The sequence below is a fragment of the Mesorhizobium sp. YR577 genome (assembly GCF_900116595.1).
Lineage (GTDB): Bacteria > Pseudomonadota > Alphaproteobacteria > Rhizobiales > Rhizobiaceae > Mesorhizobium_M.
In genome coordinates, this window is the sequence record NZ_FPBI01000009.1 from 116,403 (window position 1) to 132,153 (window position 15,751).

Sequence of the window (15,751 nt, forward strand, 5' to 3'; positions counted from 1 at the left end):
CCTTGACACTGGTCCAACCGGGGCGTTTCTGCGCAGGCAATAGTCACTCCGGTCTGTTCGCAAACGCAACATAAGACTTGAGCGTGACGATTTCCAAAGGAGAATTGCGATGGGAACGCATCTTTCCAGAACCGTGGCGGAAGGCCGCGCCTTCATGCAGATCGTCGACGGCAAGCAGGTCGATGCGCTGTCGGGTGAACGGATTGACGTGCGGTGCCCCTCGGACGGCAAGGTTTTCGCCTCAATTCCCGCAGCCGGTGCCGCAGATGTCGACCGCGCCGTGCAGTCCGCCCGCCGCGCCTTCGATGAAGGGCCATGGAGCCGCATGCCGGCTGTCGAGCGCGGGCGCTGCCTGACCCGGCTGTTCCAGCTCATCGAAAAAAACGGCACCGAGCTCGCCGCACTCGAATCGCGCGACACCGGCAAGCCGATCCGGCAGGGCAGGGCGGATGTGAACGGCGCCATGCGCTATTACGAGTTCTACGGCGGTGCTGCCGACAAGATCCATGGCGACACCATCCCGTTTCTGGAGGGCTACACGGCGCTGACCCTGCGCGAGCCGCATGGCGTGGTCGCCGGCATCATTCCCTGGAACTATCCGCTGCAGATCCTTGCACGCGTTGCCGGTGCTGCCCTTGCCATGGGCAACACGCTGGTGGTCAAGCCAGCTGAAGACGCCTCGCTGACCACGATCCGCATTGCCGAACTGGCGCTGGAGGCCGGTATTCCAGCCGGCGTGTTCAATGTCGTCACCGGCTACGGCAGCGATGCAGGGGCAGCCCTTTCGGCGCATCCGCTGGTCGATTACGTCACCTTCACCGGCTCGCCAATGACCGGCACCGCGATCCAGCAGGCCGCCGCCATCAACAACCGCGGCGTCACCATGGAGCTTGGCGGCAAGTCGCCGCAGATCGTGTTTGCCGATGCCGATATCGAGGCGGCACTGCCCGTTCTGGTCAACGCGATCATTCAGAATGGCGGTCAGACCTGTTCGGCCGGCAGCCGCGTGCTGATCGAAAAGCCGGTCTACGACCGCATTGCCTCCGGCCTTGCAGAGCGGTTCTCCAAGCTCGTCGCCGGCCCGCATGATGCCGATCTCGATCTCGGCGCGCTCATCAATCCCAAGCAGAAGAGCCAGGTTGCCGGCGTGATCGCGGCGGCGGAAGAGGCCGGTATTTCGATCCTGGCGCGCGGCTCGATCCATCCTGACGCGCCCGCAGAAGGCTATTATCAGGCACCGGTCCTGTTCGGCTCGGTCGATCCGGCAGCAGCGATCGCCCAGAACGAAGTGTTCGGGCCGGTGCTGACGCTGTTTCCATTCGAGGGCGAGGAAGAAGCCATCCGTCTTGCCAACGGCACTGACTTCGGCCTCGTCGCCGGCGTCTGGACGAAGGACGGCGCGCGCCAGCATCGCGTCGCCAAGCGCGTGCGTGCCGGTCAGGTTTTCGTCAACGGTTATGGCGCCGGCGGCGGCATCGAACTGCCCTTCGGCGGCTTCAAGAAGTCCGGCCATGGCCGCGAGAAAGGTTTCGAGGCGCTTTACGATATGTCGGCCACAAAGACGGTTGTTTTTAATCACGGGTAGGAGAACCAGGAACACCATGCAACGTCTGAAGAACAAGGTCGCGATCATCACCGGTGCCGCAGCGGGTTTCGGCGAGGGCATGGCCAAGCGCTTTGCCGAGGAAGGCGCAAAAATCGTCGTCGCCGATCTCAATGTGAAGGGCGCCGAGCACGTTGCCGCCGAGATCGGGCACCAGGCGATCTTCGTGCAGACCGACGTGTCGCAGAAATCCGAGTTCGATGAACTGGTCGCGACGACCATGAAGGCGTTCGGCCGCATCGACATCATGGTCAACAATGCCGGCTACACCCATCGCAACGGTGATCTCGTGGCGGTCGAGGAGGATGTTTTCGACCTCATCACCGCCGTCAACATGAAGGCGATCTACCACGCCGCCCGCGCCGTCGTGCCGATCATGGACGCACAGGGCGGCGGCTCCATCATCACCACCGCATCCACCGCCGGCGTGCGCCCGCGTCCCGGCCTGACCTGGTACAACGCCTCCAAGGGCTGGGCGATCACCGCGACCAAGTCGATGGCGGTGGAACTCGCGCCGAAGAACATCCGCGTCAACTGCCTTTGCCCTGTCGCCGGCGAAACGGGAATGCTGGCGCAGTTCATGGGCGAGGACACGCCCGAGCTTCGCGCCAAGTTCCGCGCCTCGATCCCGCTCGGCCGCCTGTCAACGCCGCTCGACATCGCCAATGCTGCTCTCTGGCTGGCTTCCGACGAAGCGAAATTCATCACCGGCGTGGCGCTGGAGGTGGACGGCGGCCGCTGCATCTAGCCGGCGATCCTGCCTCGTTGCCGAGCTCTCCGGTGCGTGAAAAAAGCGAAAGCTGACATGGTTAAGGCTTTCGCCATCTTTTAGCCTGAAAAATACACAATCTCGATTCTGGGCTGGGGACGACTAAGGAGTAAGGGGCCCGCTTGCTAAATCTCCCAAGGTGGAGGACGTTTCTTGCGTTCGGCACCGTCGTGTCCGGTTGCGTGCTTGCTGGTTGCACCACGCAAGGCGCTGGCGGTCTGTCGGATGGCCTCAAGACCGCGTCCCTCGGCAAGACATCGTCCAAAACGTCCTATGCCTACACGGCCAAGGACAAGGAATGTCTCGCCCGCGCAATGTTCTTCGAATCCAACCGCTCGAGCCGGTCGGGGCTTGTCGCCGTCGGCACGGTGGTGATGAACCGCCTGCAATCCGGCGAATACGGCAACACCGTCTGTCAGGTCGTCGGCCAGAAGGGCCAGTTCGCGCCCGGCGTGCTGTCGCGCCGGATGGACTCCAAGGCGCTTCCCGATGTGGTCGATGCAGCCGATTCCGTGCTGAAGGGCGAGCGCCACCCGAAGGTGCAGAGCGCCATGTTCTTCCACACCGCCGGCCTGCGCTTCCCCTATAAGAACATGCACTACGTGCTGGAAGCCGGCGGCAACGAGTTTTACGAAAAGCGCAGCCGGCGCCGCGCAAAGCCGGCGGTCGAAGAGACCCAGGTCGCAGAAGCCAGCCCGCTTCCCGGCGTGCAGGAGACGACGGCGCAGGCAACCGCTCCCGTCGAAACGAAGATTGCCATGACCGAAAACGGACCGCGTGTCGTTGCGCAAAGCGCCCGTTCGCAGGATTCCGCGCCGGTCGAGACGCGCGCATCCACCTCTGCAAAGGGCGCACGGCTTGTTGCCCGAAATGGCCGGTCCGACGACGCCGGACCGGTAGCGATGCAGCCAGGCACCACAGGCAAGGGGCCTCGGATTCTTGTGCAGGACACGAAGCCCGAAGCCTCTGCGCCGCAGATGGCGGAAGCCACGCCGTCCCTGCCGTCCGAGGCGCCGCAGCCGTCTGACCTGGCGCAGACAGCCATGTCTTATGAGGCCGATCCCAAGGCAGTCGACGCCATCGGCGCCATGATCGCCTCCCAGACGCGGCCGATGCCGGCAGTGGAGTAAGAGGTGGCGCGGCGGCGCACTTTATCGTCGCCACGCCTGCTTTCGCATCTGGCCATTGTCAAAGAACTCCCTCTACGAGGGTGGGAAGCGGGGCGCATGGCCGTGCCTTCCTAATGTTTAGTACGTGGCGCGACGTCCGCGCCCCGCCGGCGATTTCTGTTCCCGCCCGTTCCGCTGCGCCCTGCAAACCTTTTGGTTTGCAGGGCCTATGTGCTCGTCCAGCACGCGCGGGCCGTATTACCCGCAGGGGAACCCTTGGACGGAACCTCCCCGGCCTTGCTGCTACGTTTGCCGCAAGACGGAAGCGCCGGTTCCTCCCCACAGATCACCGTCGCGACCGGCGTTCCCGCGGGAGGAACTGGCTGGATTATGAAAGATGCTCGAAGGGTGTGGAAAAATCGGGCGTGAGAAAGTGTGTGGTGTGAGCGGAAACAATGGGTTGCTGGGAAATCGGGTGGAAATCTTTCCCACAGTTTCCGCTGGTTTCAGCTTCGGCAGTTCTGCACCGCGGTACATTTCACCGAGGTTCCGGCATGGATCCCCGGGTCTTCGCCCTTCGCTTCGCTCGTGCTTCGACCGAGGATGACGAGCTTGTTATATGCCGCCTTCGCAAACCGTCAACGCTAAGCCGCCAACGCCAAACCGCCAACGCCTGAGATTGGCGGCAAGCCCAAATGCAATTCGTCATTCTCGACCTCGTGAGCGAGGAACGAGCGGAGAGTGTCGGGAATCCATGCCTGAATGGAGAAGAGCTTCAACGGTACAGAACGCGGGTCGGGACCGGGCCGTGCCTGACGATGCTACGATCAATGGATCCCGGATAGCCTTCGCTTCGCTCCAGCTTCCGGGATGACGAACTGCATGTTTGGCCTTCGCTGATCGTCAACGCTGGGGCGCAGCAATTGCGTCTCTGGTCTTAGCAACGTTTGCGATTAGCGGCGACACCCCTCCCTTCGTCATCCCGGGTGGAGCATGAGCGAAGCGAATGCGCAGACCCGGGACCCATGCCGGAACGGCAGAGAGCTTTAACGGTGCAGAACGCGCGTCAACCTCAGGACCGGGCCGCGCCTGACGATGCTGCGGCCAATGGGTCCCGGATAACCTTCGCATCGCTCCGGTTTTCGGGATGACGACGTCAGGACTGCCTTCGCCAGTCGTCGACATTGAATGGCAGCGTCCAGAATGACGACTTCACGGCTAGTCGCCCCTCGCACCAAGACCCTAGCCACCTTCCCGCATGCCGCACGAGCCCGCGCAAAAAGAAACCCCGGCGCGAGCGCCGGGGGGAGTTCAGCCAATGAGACGGTTCGTTAGAACTTGTAGTTGAAGCCAAGGCGGATGCCGTCGGACTTCCATTTGGCTTCGACAGGCGTGCCGCCATCCAGCGAGTAGTCGTCCTTGCCGAGATCGATGTGCAGGTATTCGAGCTTGGCGGTGAACTGGTCGGTGAAGGCATATTCGAGGCCGACGCCGGCAGCCCAGCCGAACCGCGTCTGGTCGTCGCTGACGCTATTGCCCGTCGCCGTGTCATGGGTCGTCAGCTCGACATTGCCGAAGGCCGCGCCGCCGGTGATGTAAGGCAGGAAGCGGTCATAGGCATAGCCGAGGCGTGGGCGCACCGTGCCATACCATTTCACTTCCGAGTCGCAGGAGAAGGTCGGGTTCGGGCAGGTTACGCTGCCATCGGCGCCCGACCAGGAGAGATCGCCTTCAAGGCCGAGCACGACATTGTTGGGGAATTGATAGTTGTAGCCAACCGTGCCGCCGACCGAGCCACCATTGGTGTCGAAATCGTTGTTGTCGCCGGTGTCCGTGAAGGTCCAGTCGGTCTTGCCCCAATTATAGCCGCCGACGATACCGACATAGGCGCCGGTCCAGCTGAAGATCGGTGTTTCGGCAATGGGAGCCGGTGCTTCGGGCTCCACGACGTCAGCGGCATAGGCCACCGTTCCGGTGGAAAGAAGTGCTGCGAGAACCGCAGCGCGCGCAAACCCTTTGGTCAAGGCTGCCTCCTGCACATGCGAATACCCCACGCCACCCGACGTGATGAAGCGACCTTAGCCCAAATCCGGCGCTTTGGCTGTCACACCTGCGCAACAGTGCTCGGGGGCCTGATCACTAAAACGAGAGGTGTCAGAACCTGTCCCGCAGCGCGAACCAGTTGAGCGCGAGGAACATCAGCGGCGCGCGGAAGCGCCGTCCGCCGGGGAAGGGCGGGATTTTCAGGTCTTCGAACAATTTCAGCCGGTCGCGGTTTCCGGCGATGGTCTCGGCGTAGAGCTTGCCGACGAAGTTGGACAGCATGACGCCATGGCCGGAATAGCCGCCGGCGAAAATGACATTGGGCATGACTTCGCGCACATAGGGTTTTCGCGGCACGGTGATGCCGACATAGCCGCCCCAGCCATGGGTGATCTCGACATCTTTCAAGGCCGGATAGAGCTCGGCGATCTGCTTGCGGATATGAATGTGGATGTCCTTGGGATCATCGACGCCATAGACCTCGCGCCCGCCGAACAGCAGCCGGCCATCCCTGGATTTGCGGAAATAGCGCACGACGAAGCGGGAATCGTCGACGGATTCGCCGCCCGGAATGACCGGGCTCTCAGTGCCCAGCGGCACGGTCGCGCCGATGAAGGAGCCGATCGGCATGACATGGGCGGCACTCACCGGCTCGAGGTTGCCGCCATAGGCATTGACCGCGATCAGGCATTTGTCGGCGGTTATCGTGCCGGTCGGCGTCGTCACGCGCACCTTGCCGCCGGCGGAGACGATGCCGGTGGATGGCGTGTTCTCGAAAAGCTGCGCGCCTGCCGCCGCGGCCACGCGCGCGGTGCCGATGACCAGTTTCAGCGGATGAATATGACCGGTGCCGGTGTCGCGCGTGCCGCCGAAATAGGCGGTCGAGCCGAGCCGCTCCGCCGTCTCCTTCTCGTCCATGAAGGAGATGTGCTCATAGCCGAAGCGCGTCGCCATGATCTCGGCATGGGCTTTGTAGTCGTCGACATAGCGCTTCTTGTGCGCCACCGACAACTGGCCGGGCATGAAGTCGATCTCGATATTGTTGGCCGCCGAGAACTCCAGCAGATGTGCCTTGGCTTCCTCGGCGAGTTCGAACAGCGCCTTGGCGCGCGAAAGACCAAGTTCGGCCTCGAGGTCTTCGGCCCAGGCGCGCTGGCCGGTGCCAAGCTGGCCGCCATTGCGCCCCGACGCGCCATCGCCGAAGCGATGCGCCTCGATCAGCACGACATTGGTGCCCGCCTTGGCCAGATGGGCCGCTGCCGACAGCCCGGTAAAGCCGCCGCCGATGATGACAACATCGGCACTGCGATCGCCGTCCAGCGCCGGATAGACCGGCCGCTCGCCGGCCGTCGCTTCGTACCAGGAATGGCCGGGGGAGATGGGGGAGTGGTGAGTCATTAGTGAGTAGTGAGTAGTGAATAGCGAGTGGTGGCAGCACAGACTGCGCTGCCGAAAACGTCAACTTGCAATGCTGTCTCCATGCGGTCCCTGCTACTCACTACTCACTACTCACTACTCACTACTCACTACTCACTCATCTCACACATTCAACAACAGATACTCCCGCTCCCACGGGCTGATCACTTCCATGAAGGTTTCGAATTCTGCGCGCTTGATGGCGGCGTAGGTGGCGACGAAGGATTCGCCCAGCATCGCTCGCAGGTCCTCGTCGGCCTCGAACAGATCGACCGCTTCCAGCAGGCCGCGCGGCAGGTCGATCTCGTCCTCATTGGCCGTGGTCAGGATCGGCGCGTCGGGTTTCAGGCCCTTGTTCATGCCGATCAGCCCGCAGGCGAGCGAGCCCGCCAACGCCAGATAGGGATTGGCATCCGAAGAGGGGATGCGGTTTTCGACACGCCGCCCGCCCGGATCGGAGCGCGGAACGCGGAAGGCCGTGGTGCGGTTGTCGTAGCCCCATTTGGTGTTGACCGGCGCGGACGCCGCCTGCGTCAGCCGGCGATAGGAATTGACGTAGGGCGCAAACATCACCAGCGCGTTCGGCACATGGCGCTGCATGCCGCCGATGAAGTTGAAGAATGCGTCGGTCTCCGAACCGTCCGGTGCCGAGAAGATGTTCTTGCCGGTCTTGCGATCGACGATCGACTGATGGATGTGCATGGCCGAGCCCGGCTGGCCCTGGATCGGCTTGGCCATGAAGGTGGCGTAGGTGTCGTGCTTGAGCGCCGCCTCACGAATGGTGCGCTTGAACAGGAACACCTGGTCGGCAAGCTCGATCGGATCGCCATGGCGCAGGTTGATCTCGAGCTGGCCGGCACCCTCTTCGTGGATGAGCGTATCGATCTCGAGACCCTGGTTTTCGGAGAAATGGTAGATGTCGTCGATCAGCTCGTCGAACTCGTTGACGCCGGCGATCGAATAGCCGGCGCCGCCGCCGATCGGCCGGCCCGAGCGTCCGACGGGCGGGGTCAGCGGGTAATCCGGGTCGGGGTTCTTGCGGACGAGATAGAATTCGATTTCCGGCGCGACGACCGGGCGCAAGCCCTTCCTCTCATAGGCGGCAACGACCTTCTTCAAAACATTGCGCGGCGTGAACTCCACCGCGCGCCCGTCCTGATGGACGAGATCGCAGATCACCTGCGCCGTCGGGTCTTCCTCCCAGGGCACGGCGGTGAGCGTCGAAAGATCGGGCATCAGCTTCAGGTCGCCGTCGTCTTCCGGATAGGAGAAGCCGTTGCCGTCTTCGGGGTAGTCGCCCGAGATCGTCATCATGAAGGGCGCCGAGGGCAGCGCCAGCGAGGTGTTCGAGGTGAATTTGCTCGACGGCATCATCTTGCCGCGCGCCACGCCCGCCTGGTCGGGGGTGATGCATTCTATGTCTTCGATGCCGCGCCATTCCAGCCAGTCGCTGACTTCCTTCCAGTTCTTTACGCCACGAAGGTTTTTTACGTAGGCGGGGGTTCGCGCGCGCCCTCCGGCTTTGGAGGGGCGGGCTTCCTTTTTAGGGGCAGGCATCAATCACCAGGATTTGATTTCGGATTTGCGAGTATAGCCACGCCCCATCAGGGAAGGAAAGGGGGGGGCTTTCGCGGCCTTTTGTGAGGCCACGCGCGGTTCTTAACCGCGCAAGCGGTCCAGTAGCCGATCGACCACCGGCTGGAGCAGTTCGGGCGTGATCGGCTTGGCGACGGCGGCATCGATCGCCGTCAGCGCCGACAGATCGTCGGCATCCATGATCCGCGTCGAGAGCAGGATCACGCAGGGCGCTTCCGTTCCCGACAGGCGCCGCAGGGTCACCAGCTGGCCCATGAGCGCCTGGCAGTCAGTATTGTCGACGCCGCCGTCGAGCACGACTGTGCCCGGCACCATCGTCTGCAGCGTTCGGAGTGCTGTCTCCGGATCTTCCGAAATCGGCCTGAGCCCGGATCTCTCGACGATCTTGGAAACCACGATGCGGTTGATCTGCGATTTGCCGACGACCAGAACCTTGCTCAGGTCGACCGTGAAAACAGCGGGACTCTGGTCAGTCGGGCCGATGCCCGGGCGACGGCTGCTGTCGCTACGTGACTTGATCATGCACTAGCCCGCCCGCCGATAGCTCAATTTATGGTTGAGGAATGATGCAACTAACCGCACGCCCGACCTTCATGTCAAGCGTAAAACCATTGCGTGGCGAGCGTGAGCAAAAAGTGAAGGGATTGGCTGCGCCGCGCTTGCGACCAAAGGCGCAACAAGGGCAATCGCATTAAAAAAAGATCACCCGCGCGAAACCGCGCGAGTGATTGAGCAGGCCTTGGAAATGTTTTGTCGGCTGACGGATGCCGATCGTTAGCGGGTGCCCTGGGTGACGATAACCGGGATGAGCAGGTCGCCCCAGTTGCCGTCGCCGCCATGATGGCGTGCCGAGCGCACGAGCTCGACCGAGACGCCGGCCTCCACCGCCTTCATCACCGACTGGTTGAGGCGGTGCAGATCGTTGGCGACGATACGGATAACCGCCTGCTGATCCATATTCATGGCCGAAGACTGTTCCTCGGCCCGCTCCTTGACGCGTGTTCTTGTTGCCATTGGTCTTCTCCCGTGCCTGTAGTCGCCTTTCGGGCGCTTCCTCTGCTTTGGTTACTCTGCCGCCGGGCGGAACTGGTCGTGCTCCGTCGATTCCTTCATCGCCGTGGTCGACGACTGGCCGCCGGTGATCGCCATCGACACCGCGTCGAAATAGCCGGTGCCGACTTCGCGCTGGTGCTTGGTCGCGGTGTAGCCGTTGGCTTCCGAAGCGAACTCCGCTTCCTGCAACTCCGAATAGGCCGCCATCTGGCGATCCTTGTAGCCGCGCGCCAGCTCGAACATGCCGTGGTTGAGCTGATGGAACCCGGCCAGCGTGATGAACTGGAACTTGTAGCCCATGGCGCCCAGCTCGCGCTGGAACTTGGCGATGGTGGCATCGTCCAGATGCTTCTTCCAGTTGAAGGAAGGCGAGCAATTATAGGCGAGAAGCTTGTTCGGGTGATGCTTGCGCACGCCCTCGGCAAACTTCTTCGCCTGCGCCAGATCCGGCTTGGAGGTCTCGCACCAGATCAGGTCGCAATGCGGGGCATAGGCAACGGCGCGCGCAATGCAGGGCTCGATGCCGTTCTTGACGTTGTAGAAGCCTTCGACCGTGCGGCCGGCGTCGTAGTCGACGAAAGGCTGGTCGCGCTCGTCGATGTCGGAGGTCAGCAGCTTGGCGGCTTCCGCGTCGGTGCGTGCGATCACCAGCGTCGGCGTGCCCATCACGTCGGCGGCAAGGCGGGCCGCATTGAGGTTGCGGATGTGGGCTGCAGTCGGGATCAGAACCTTGCCGCCGAGATGGCCGCACTTCTTTTCCGAAGCGAGCTGGTCTTCATAGTGGACGCCGGCAGCGCCCGCCTCGATGAAGGCCTTCATGATCTCGAAAGCGTTGAGCGGACCGCCGAAGCCGGCTTCCGCATCGGCCACGATCGGCGCGAACCATGTGTCGACCGACAGGCCCTTGCCTTCCGAGGTTTCGATCTGGTCGGCGCGCTGCAGCGTCTTGTTGATGCGCTTGGCAAGCTCGGGCGCGGCATTGGCCGGGTAGAGCGACTGGTCGGGATACATGGCGGATGCGGTATTGGCGTCGGCCGCGACCTGCCAGCCCGACAGATAGATCGCCTTCAGCCCGGCGCGGACCATCTGCATCGCCTGGTTGCCGGAGAGCGCGCCCAGCGCGTTGACGAAGCCTTCGTCGTGGATCAGCTGCCACAGCCGGTTGGCGCCCATTTCGGCCAGGCTGTGCTTGATCTGCACGGAGCCGCGCAGCTTCTTGACCGTCTCGGCGGTGTAGGGCCGCTCGATGCCTTCGAAACGGCCTTCCGGCGCGGATGGGACGAGATTGTAAAAATCGGTCATATTCTTCTCCGAACAGTCAACGGTGTTACATTGGCGGAGCAGCTTTACCGCTGCTTCTGTGTTACGGAATTTACATTGCGGTGCGACATAAGCGAGGTAATTCGGGAAAATCGTGCCGGAAATAGGGAAAACCTGTATTGTGTTTGACAGGATCGCGTTGTAAATTTGTAAAAATTGTAAAGGCCGTTGGTGATGAGAAACTTGTCAATGCCTGTAAATAGTTATTGCAGATCAGCGCGGGACAGGCCTGCGGCCGTCATCCCGGAAGCCGGGCGCAGCGTAGCGGAGACCGACTATCCGGGACCCATTCCTGAACCAAGACCAACAACCGGAATGGGTCCCGGGTCTCCCGCCGCTTTGCGTCGGTCGCCCGGGATGACGCTCTCTTTTCGCTTGTGTATTGAAGGTCGAGACTGATGGCCGAGCAAAAAATCTTCGCCGGGCCGCGCATCCGCCGCATCCGCAACGCCAAGGGCCTGACCCAGACGGCGATGGCCGAAGGGCTCGGCATCTCGCCATCTTATCTCAACCTGATCGAGCGCAACCAGCGCCCGCTGACGGTGCAGCTGATCCTAAAACTCTCATCCGTCTACAAGGTCGAGCCCGAGGAGCTTCAAGGTGAGGCGAGGGGCTCGATCGCGTCCCTCAAGGAGGTCTTTTCCGACCCGCTGCTGGCCGGCGAACTGCCGGGCGACCAGGAACTCGTCGAAATCGCCGAGGGCGCACCGAACGCAGCGGCGGCGGTGATAAAGCTGTTCCGCGCCTACCGTGAGCAGGCCGAACGCCTGTCCGACCTTTCGGAATTGCTGGCGCGCGAGGGCAGGGCGACGGCCCTGTCCGGCGCACGGCTGCCCATCGACGAGGTGCATGAGGTCTTCGAGCGCCGGCCCAACCACTTTGGCGCGATCGAGGAGGAGGCGAAGGCGTTTACTGGCGTTCTCGATCCCGGCGATGACCTGTTCGGCGCGCTGAAGGCATGGCTCAGGCGCGAATACGGCATCGTGGTAAAGGTGCTGCCGGTCGCCACCATGCCCAACTGGCGCCGCCGCTACGACCGCCATTCGCAGCGCCTGTTCATTTCCGAGCGCCTGTCGCCCTTCGACCAGCTGCGCGAGGTGGCGATGGAAGCCTGCCTCATCCGCATGTCGGTGGCGGTGGCCGCCGAGATCCAATCGCTGAAACTGTCATCTGACGAGGCGCGGCGTCTCGCCCGCTTCGAGCTTGGCCGCTATGCGGCGCACGCGCTAATGATGCCCTATCAGGCGTTCCAGTCGGCGGCGCAGCGCTCACGCTATGATGTCGACGTGCTGCGCTCGCGCTTCGGCGTCTCCTTCGAGCAGGCGGCAAACCGGCTGACCATGCTGCAAAGGCAAGGCGCGTCGGCGGTGCCGTTCTTCATGCTCGAGGTCGACAATGCCGGCAACCGCTTCCGCAAGGCCGGCGCGCAAGGCTTTCCGCAAAGCCGCTTCGGCGGCGGCTGTCCGAAACTGCCGGTGCATGCGGCCTTCACCCAGCCGGGGCAGATCTTCGTCGAGGCAGTGGAGATGCCGGACGGCGCCGAATTCCTCTGCGTCGCCCGCACGCTGGAAGGGCCGCAAGGCGCATTCAACGAGCGCCCGCGCCGCACCGCCCTGCTCATTGGCTGCGACATCGCCTTCAAGGACGAGATCGTCTACGGCGCCGCACTTCCCGGTGCCTCGGGCGGCAAAGCCGGGCAGATTGCAGCAACCCCCGTCGGCCCCGCCTGCCGGCTCTGCGAACGCACCGGCTGCCTGTCGCGCGCCGAACCCCCCGTCACCCGCCCGCTCGGCCTTGACGAGATGGTAACCGGCTTGAGCGCTTTCGATTTCCAGTAGCCGCTCAACCCACCGCCGGGACGCGCGCAGCCCGAAATATCGCCATGCTGGCGGCGAAGATCGCGACGGCACCGACAGTAGCGCCTGCACAGAGGTAGGTCCGCTCGAAGCCGAATGCCGCGATCATCGGCTGGCTGACGAAGGGCGAGATGAAATGGCCGGCGAAGACGCTGGCCGTCATGCCGCCGGCAACGCGTCCTCTCATCTCCGGTGCGGCTGAGGTCATCGCGGCTGCTGCGATGTTCGGCATCATCATGCCGAGCCCGAGCCCGACGACGCCGGCGCTCGCAAGCACAGTGGGCAGCGAATCTGCCAGTCCGAGCAGCGCATAGCCGGTCGCCATCAAACCGAAAGCGAGGCCGAAAATGCCGGTCACGCCCAGTCTTGCGCGCAAGGGAGCATAGAACAGCGAGACGCCAGCGCTGACGATGTTGCCCAGCCCGATGGCGAACCCCGCCAGCGTGGGCGAACCAATGCCCATGGTATTGAGGTAGAAGGGAAGTTGCGTCGGTATCAGATAGTAGGCGACGCTGTTGAGAACGGAAGCGAAATACACCGCGGCAATTGCCAGCCATGCCGTCGTGCCCACGGCTCCGGCGACCACGGTCGTGGCGCGGGCATGATTGGGTTCGTTGATGAAGGCCAGTATGGCCGGGATCAGCAGGAGCGAAAGGCCATAGACGGCAAATGGTGCTCGCCAATGCAATTCGGCCAGAAAGCCGCCGCCGGTCAGGAAGACCAGCCCGCCTATGCCGACGAAAGCCGACTGCAACCCCATGAAACGATCGCGCGCCGGGCCGGTGAAATAGTCACCGATGAGCGCCGTGACCGTCGTCATCACGCCCGCCACGGCAATGCCGAGTGCGGCGCGTCCGATCAGCAGGCCCAGAAGCGAATCCGCCAGCAGGCCCGACATGCCACCTATCCCGTAGAGAACGGCACCCGCCATCAGCAACGGCCGGCGGCCGAAGCGGTCGGCAAGGCCACCGGCGAAGGGCGCGCAGATGACGATGAAAAGCGCCGGCAGCGTCAGCACCAGCCGGGTCAGGATCTCGACATTGTCGCTGCCGGCGAAATGCGCTTGGATGGCCGGCAGGGAAGGCGAGATCGTCGCGCCCGACATGATGGTCAGCGTCGCCGCCAGCAGCAGCGTGATGTTGCGGGCGCGGTGCGGGTGGCGGCTTGAGGCCGTCTCGATCGGCAGTTGCGCATTCATGCTGCCACCTCGAAGTAAGATGAGGTGGCGCGGGCGTCGCGCAGGGTCACGGCCCACCAGTGGAGGCGGGCGAGGAGTGTTTTCATCGCCCGCTGCGCGTCCTTCGGTTCGACCAGCGCCCCGGTGGAATCGAATCTGTTCCAGGGGTTGGCGAAGCTCACCGTGTCGCGAATGCCGACGGCATGAAGCTCGGCGAAGACCAGCCGAAGCTGCTCGACCGCCCGCAGCCCGCCCGAAACGCCGCCATAGGAGACGAAGGCGATGGGCTTGATCTGCAATTGCTGATTGTAGGCGTCGATCAGCGATTTCAGGGCGCCGGTGTAGCCGTGATTGTATTCGGGCGTGACGATCAGGAAGGCGTCTGCCTCGTCGAGGCTGTGCCCGATCTCCGCCCGGCTTCTGTCGAGGTCTCGCGGGTCGATGTGGCTTGCGGCGAACCGCCCGTCGTTGACAATCTCGGCTGCCGCCCAATTGACCATGGTGTCGCAAAAGCGGCCTTCTCGGGCGCTGCCATAGATCAGGCCGAGCTTTGTTTTCTGGGGCATTTTGGGCGGGCACTCCATTCGATAAGGATCAGGAGCATCCCTATAAAACCTCAGGTATAGTTGAGGTCAAGCGCTAAAAAACGAGGCCGTGCTTTTTGGAAACGCAGCGGGCCAAGGCTGGCGTTCAGTCGCCTCCCAGGGGCCGCTCGCCGGCAAACAGCGGCGCATGCGCGGCGATCAGCGCGGCCATGCGTTCGATGACCTTTCGTACCTCGGGGCGATGGCGGTCGTCGTCATGCATGACGATCCACTGGCGGTGATGCAGTTCGGCAATCGGCTCGCCGGCGCGCTCTAGCAGCGGGTCGCGGTCGCCGGCAAAGCACGGCAACACGCCGGTGCCGACGCCGGCACTGATGAGATCGTAGAGCGTGCGTGGCGTGTTTGCCCACGCGGCAATCGACAGGTTCGGTTGCGCATTCGTCCAGCGGGCCGACGGCGTGGCGGCGTCGTCGGGCGCGATCGCCACCCAGTTTTCTGGTCCCTGCATAGGCTGGTTGCGTGCCCGGAAAGGCGCATAGGCGACTTCGCCCGCCGGCCGCGAAGCCAGGTTCATGCCCTCGGCCGGACGATTGCGAACGCCGATCTCGACCTCGCGATGGGCGATGTCGAGCCGCGCTTCCGCCGTCTTGAAGCCGATGCGGAAGGGATCGTCGGGCGTCCACAGCCGCGAGAAATTGGCCGACAGCAGATTGGCGATCCAGGTGCCCGCCGATATGCGCACCACGGGGCGTCGCATGTCGGCTGAAAGCCAGTCCTCGATGGGGCGGGCGCTCGCTTCCATCGCCTGCGCCTTGGCAAGCAGCGCACGGCCGTCTTCGGTGAGTCCATAGCCGGTCTGGCGGCGGATGAAGAGCCGCCGCGCGAGCGCCTGTTCCAGCGACAGCATCTTGCGGCCGATCGTGGCCGGGCTGGAGCGCAGTTCCACGGCTGCCGCCGAAAGCCCGCCGCTGCGCGCGACATGGATGAAGGCCTTCAGGTCGTTCCAGTCGAGATTTTTCATAATTGAAAAAGATAGCGCGAAATACGCCGGAGATACATCCGAAATCGCCCGATATCCTTCGATTATGAACTTTGAACAAAGGATATGGCTATGGAACCGCTTCACGTCTGGACAATGATACAATACGAACTGACTCGAAAATCCCGCGAGCGCCAGCGCTCGTTTAAGGGCGAAGCACAGGATATTCCCTCGAGAAGCATCCTGCGCAGGCTTTGGTCCGGCCTGTTTCGCAGCCGCCGCGAA

Annotated in this window: 13 protein-coding genes; 4 read left to right on the plus strand and 9 right to left on the minus strand. The window is 63.2% G+C overall.

Going from position 1 to position 15,751, the window contains the following annotated elements:
- Positions 1-109 precede the first annotated feature (109 nt).
- The 3 genes from BM413_RS14790 to BM413_RS14800 all read left to right on the plus strand — a co-directional run bounded on the left by BM413_RS14790 (position 110) and on the right by BM413_RS14800 (position 3,502).
- A complete protein-coding gene (locus BM413_RS14790) occupies positions 110-1,585 on the plus strand; it encodes an aldehyde dehydrogenase family protein (protein WP_091914294.1) in 1,476 nt (491 codons plus the stop codon).
- A gap of 16 nt (positions 1,586-1,601) precedes the next feature.
- Entirely contained in the window at positions 1,602-2,351 is a 750-nt protein-coding gene (locus tag BM413_RS14795) for an SDR family oxidoreductase (protein ID WP_091914296.1), read from the plus strand.
- Positions 2,352-2,554: 203 nt separating this feature from the next.
- Entirely contained in the window at positions 2,555-3,502 is a 948-nt protein-coding gene (locus tag BM413_RS14800; RefSeq protein ID WP_244537877.1) for a cell wall hydrolase, read from the plus strand.
- A 1,310-nt stretch (positions 3,503-4,812) separates the two neighbouring features.
- Here BM413_RS14800 and BM413_RS14805 read toward each other — a convergent pair.
- From BM413_RS14805 to aceA, 6 genes are all read right to left on the minus strand, one after another.
- Positions 4,813-5,505 (minus strand): outer membrane protein, encoded by a 693-nt coding sequence (locus tag BM413_RS14805; protein ID WP_162931677.1) that lies wholly within the window; start codon positions 5,503-5,505, stop codon positions 4,813-4,815.
- A gap of 130 nt (positions 5,506-5,635) precedes the next feature.
- A complete protein-coding gene (locus BM413_RS14810; RefSeq protein ID WP_091914302.1) occupies positions 5,636-6,922 on the minus strand; it encodes an NAD(P)/FAD-dependent oxidoreductase in 1,287 nt (428 codons plus the stop codon).
- Between the two features lie 141 nt (positions 6,923-7,063).
- Positions 7,064-8,497, minus strand: coding sequence for a glutamine synthetase family protein (locus BM413_RS14815; protein WP_091914304.1), 1,434 nt, complete (start codon positions 8,495-8,497; stop codon positions 7,064-7,066).
- 102 nt (positions 8,498-8,599) lie between these two features.
- Positions 8,600-9,058: a PleD family two-component system response regulator gene (locus BM413_RS14820; protein WP_244537878.1), complete on the minus strand. Its 459-nt coding sequence runs from the start codon at positions 9,056-9,058 to the stop codon at positions 8,600-8,602.
- A gap of 252 nt (positions 9,059-9,310) precedes the next feature.
- Positions 9,311-9,550 carry an SMc00767 family acetate metabolism repressor gene (locus BM413_RS14825; RefSeq protein WP_091914306.1) on the minus strand — a complete coding sequence of 80 codons (240 nt, stop codon included), beginning with the start codon at positions 9,548-9,550 and terminating at the stop codon, positions 9,311-9,313.
- A gap of 51 nt (positions 9,551-9,601) precedes the next feature.
- A complete protein-coding gene (gene aceA, locus BM413_RS14830) occupies positions 9,602-10,891 on the minus strand; it encodes an isocitrate lyase (protein WP_091914308.1) in 1,290 nt (429 codons plus the stop codon).
- Between the two features lie 416 nt (positions 10,892-11,307).
- On the opposite strand from aceA, the gene BM413_RS14835 reads away from it, so the two are divergent.
- Complete coding sequence (locus BM413_RS14835; protein ID WP_091914310.1) at positions 11,308-12,747, plus strand: helix-turn-helix domain-containing protein; 1,440 nt, start codon at positions 11,308-11,310, stop codon at positions 12,745-12,747.
- A 4-nt stretch (positions 12,748-12,751) separates the two neighbouring features.
- Here BM413_RS14835 and BM413_RS14840 read toward each other — a convergent pair whose 3' ends face one another.
- From BM413_RS14840 to BM413_RS14850, 3 genes are all read right to left on the minus strand, one after another.
- Complete coding sequence (locus tag BM413_RS14840; RefSeq protein WP_091914313.1) at positions 12,752-13,963, minus strand: MFS transporter; 1,212 nt, start codon at positions 13,961-13,963, stop codon at positions 12,752-12,754.
- Positions 13,960-14,508 (minus strand): NADPH-dependent FMN reductase, encoded by a 549-nt coding sequence (locus tag BM413_RS14845; RefSeq protein ID WP_091914315.1) that lies wholly within the window; start codon positions 14,506-14,508, stop codon positions 13,960-13,962. Before BM413_RS14845 ends, BM413_RS14840 begins: the two co-directional genes overlap by 4 nt.
- 124 nt (positions 14,509-14,632) lie before the next feature.
- Positions 14,633-15,508: a LysR family transcriptional regulator gene (locus tag BM413_RS14850; protein ID WP_091914317.1), complete on the minus strand. Its 876-nt coding sequence runs from the start codon at positions 15,506-15,508 to the stop codon at positions 14,633-14,635.
- Between the last annotated feature and the right edge of the window lie 243 nt (positions 15,509-15,751).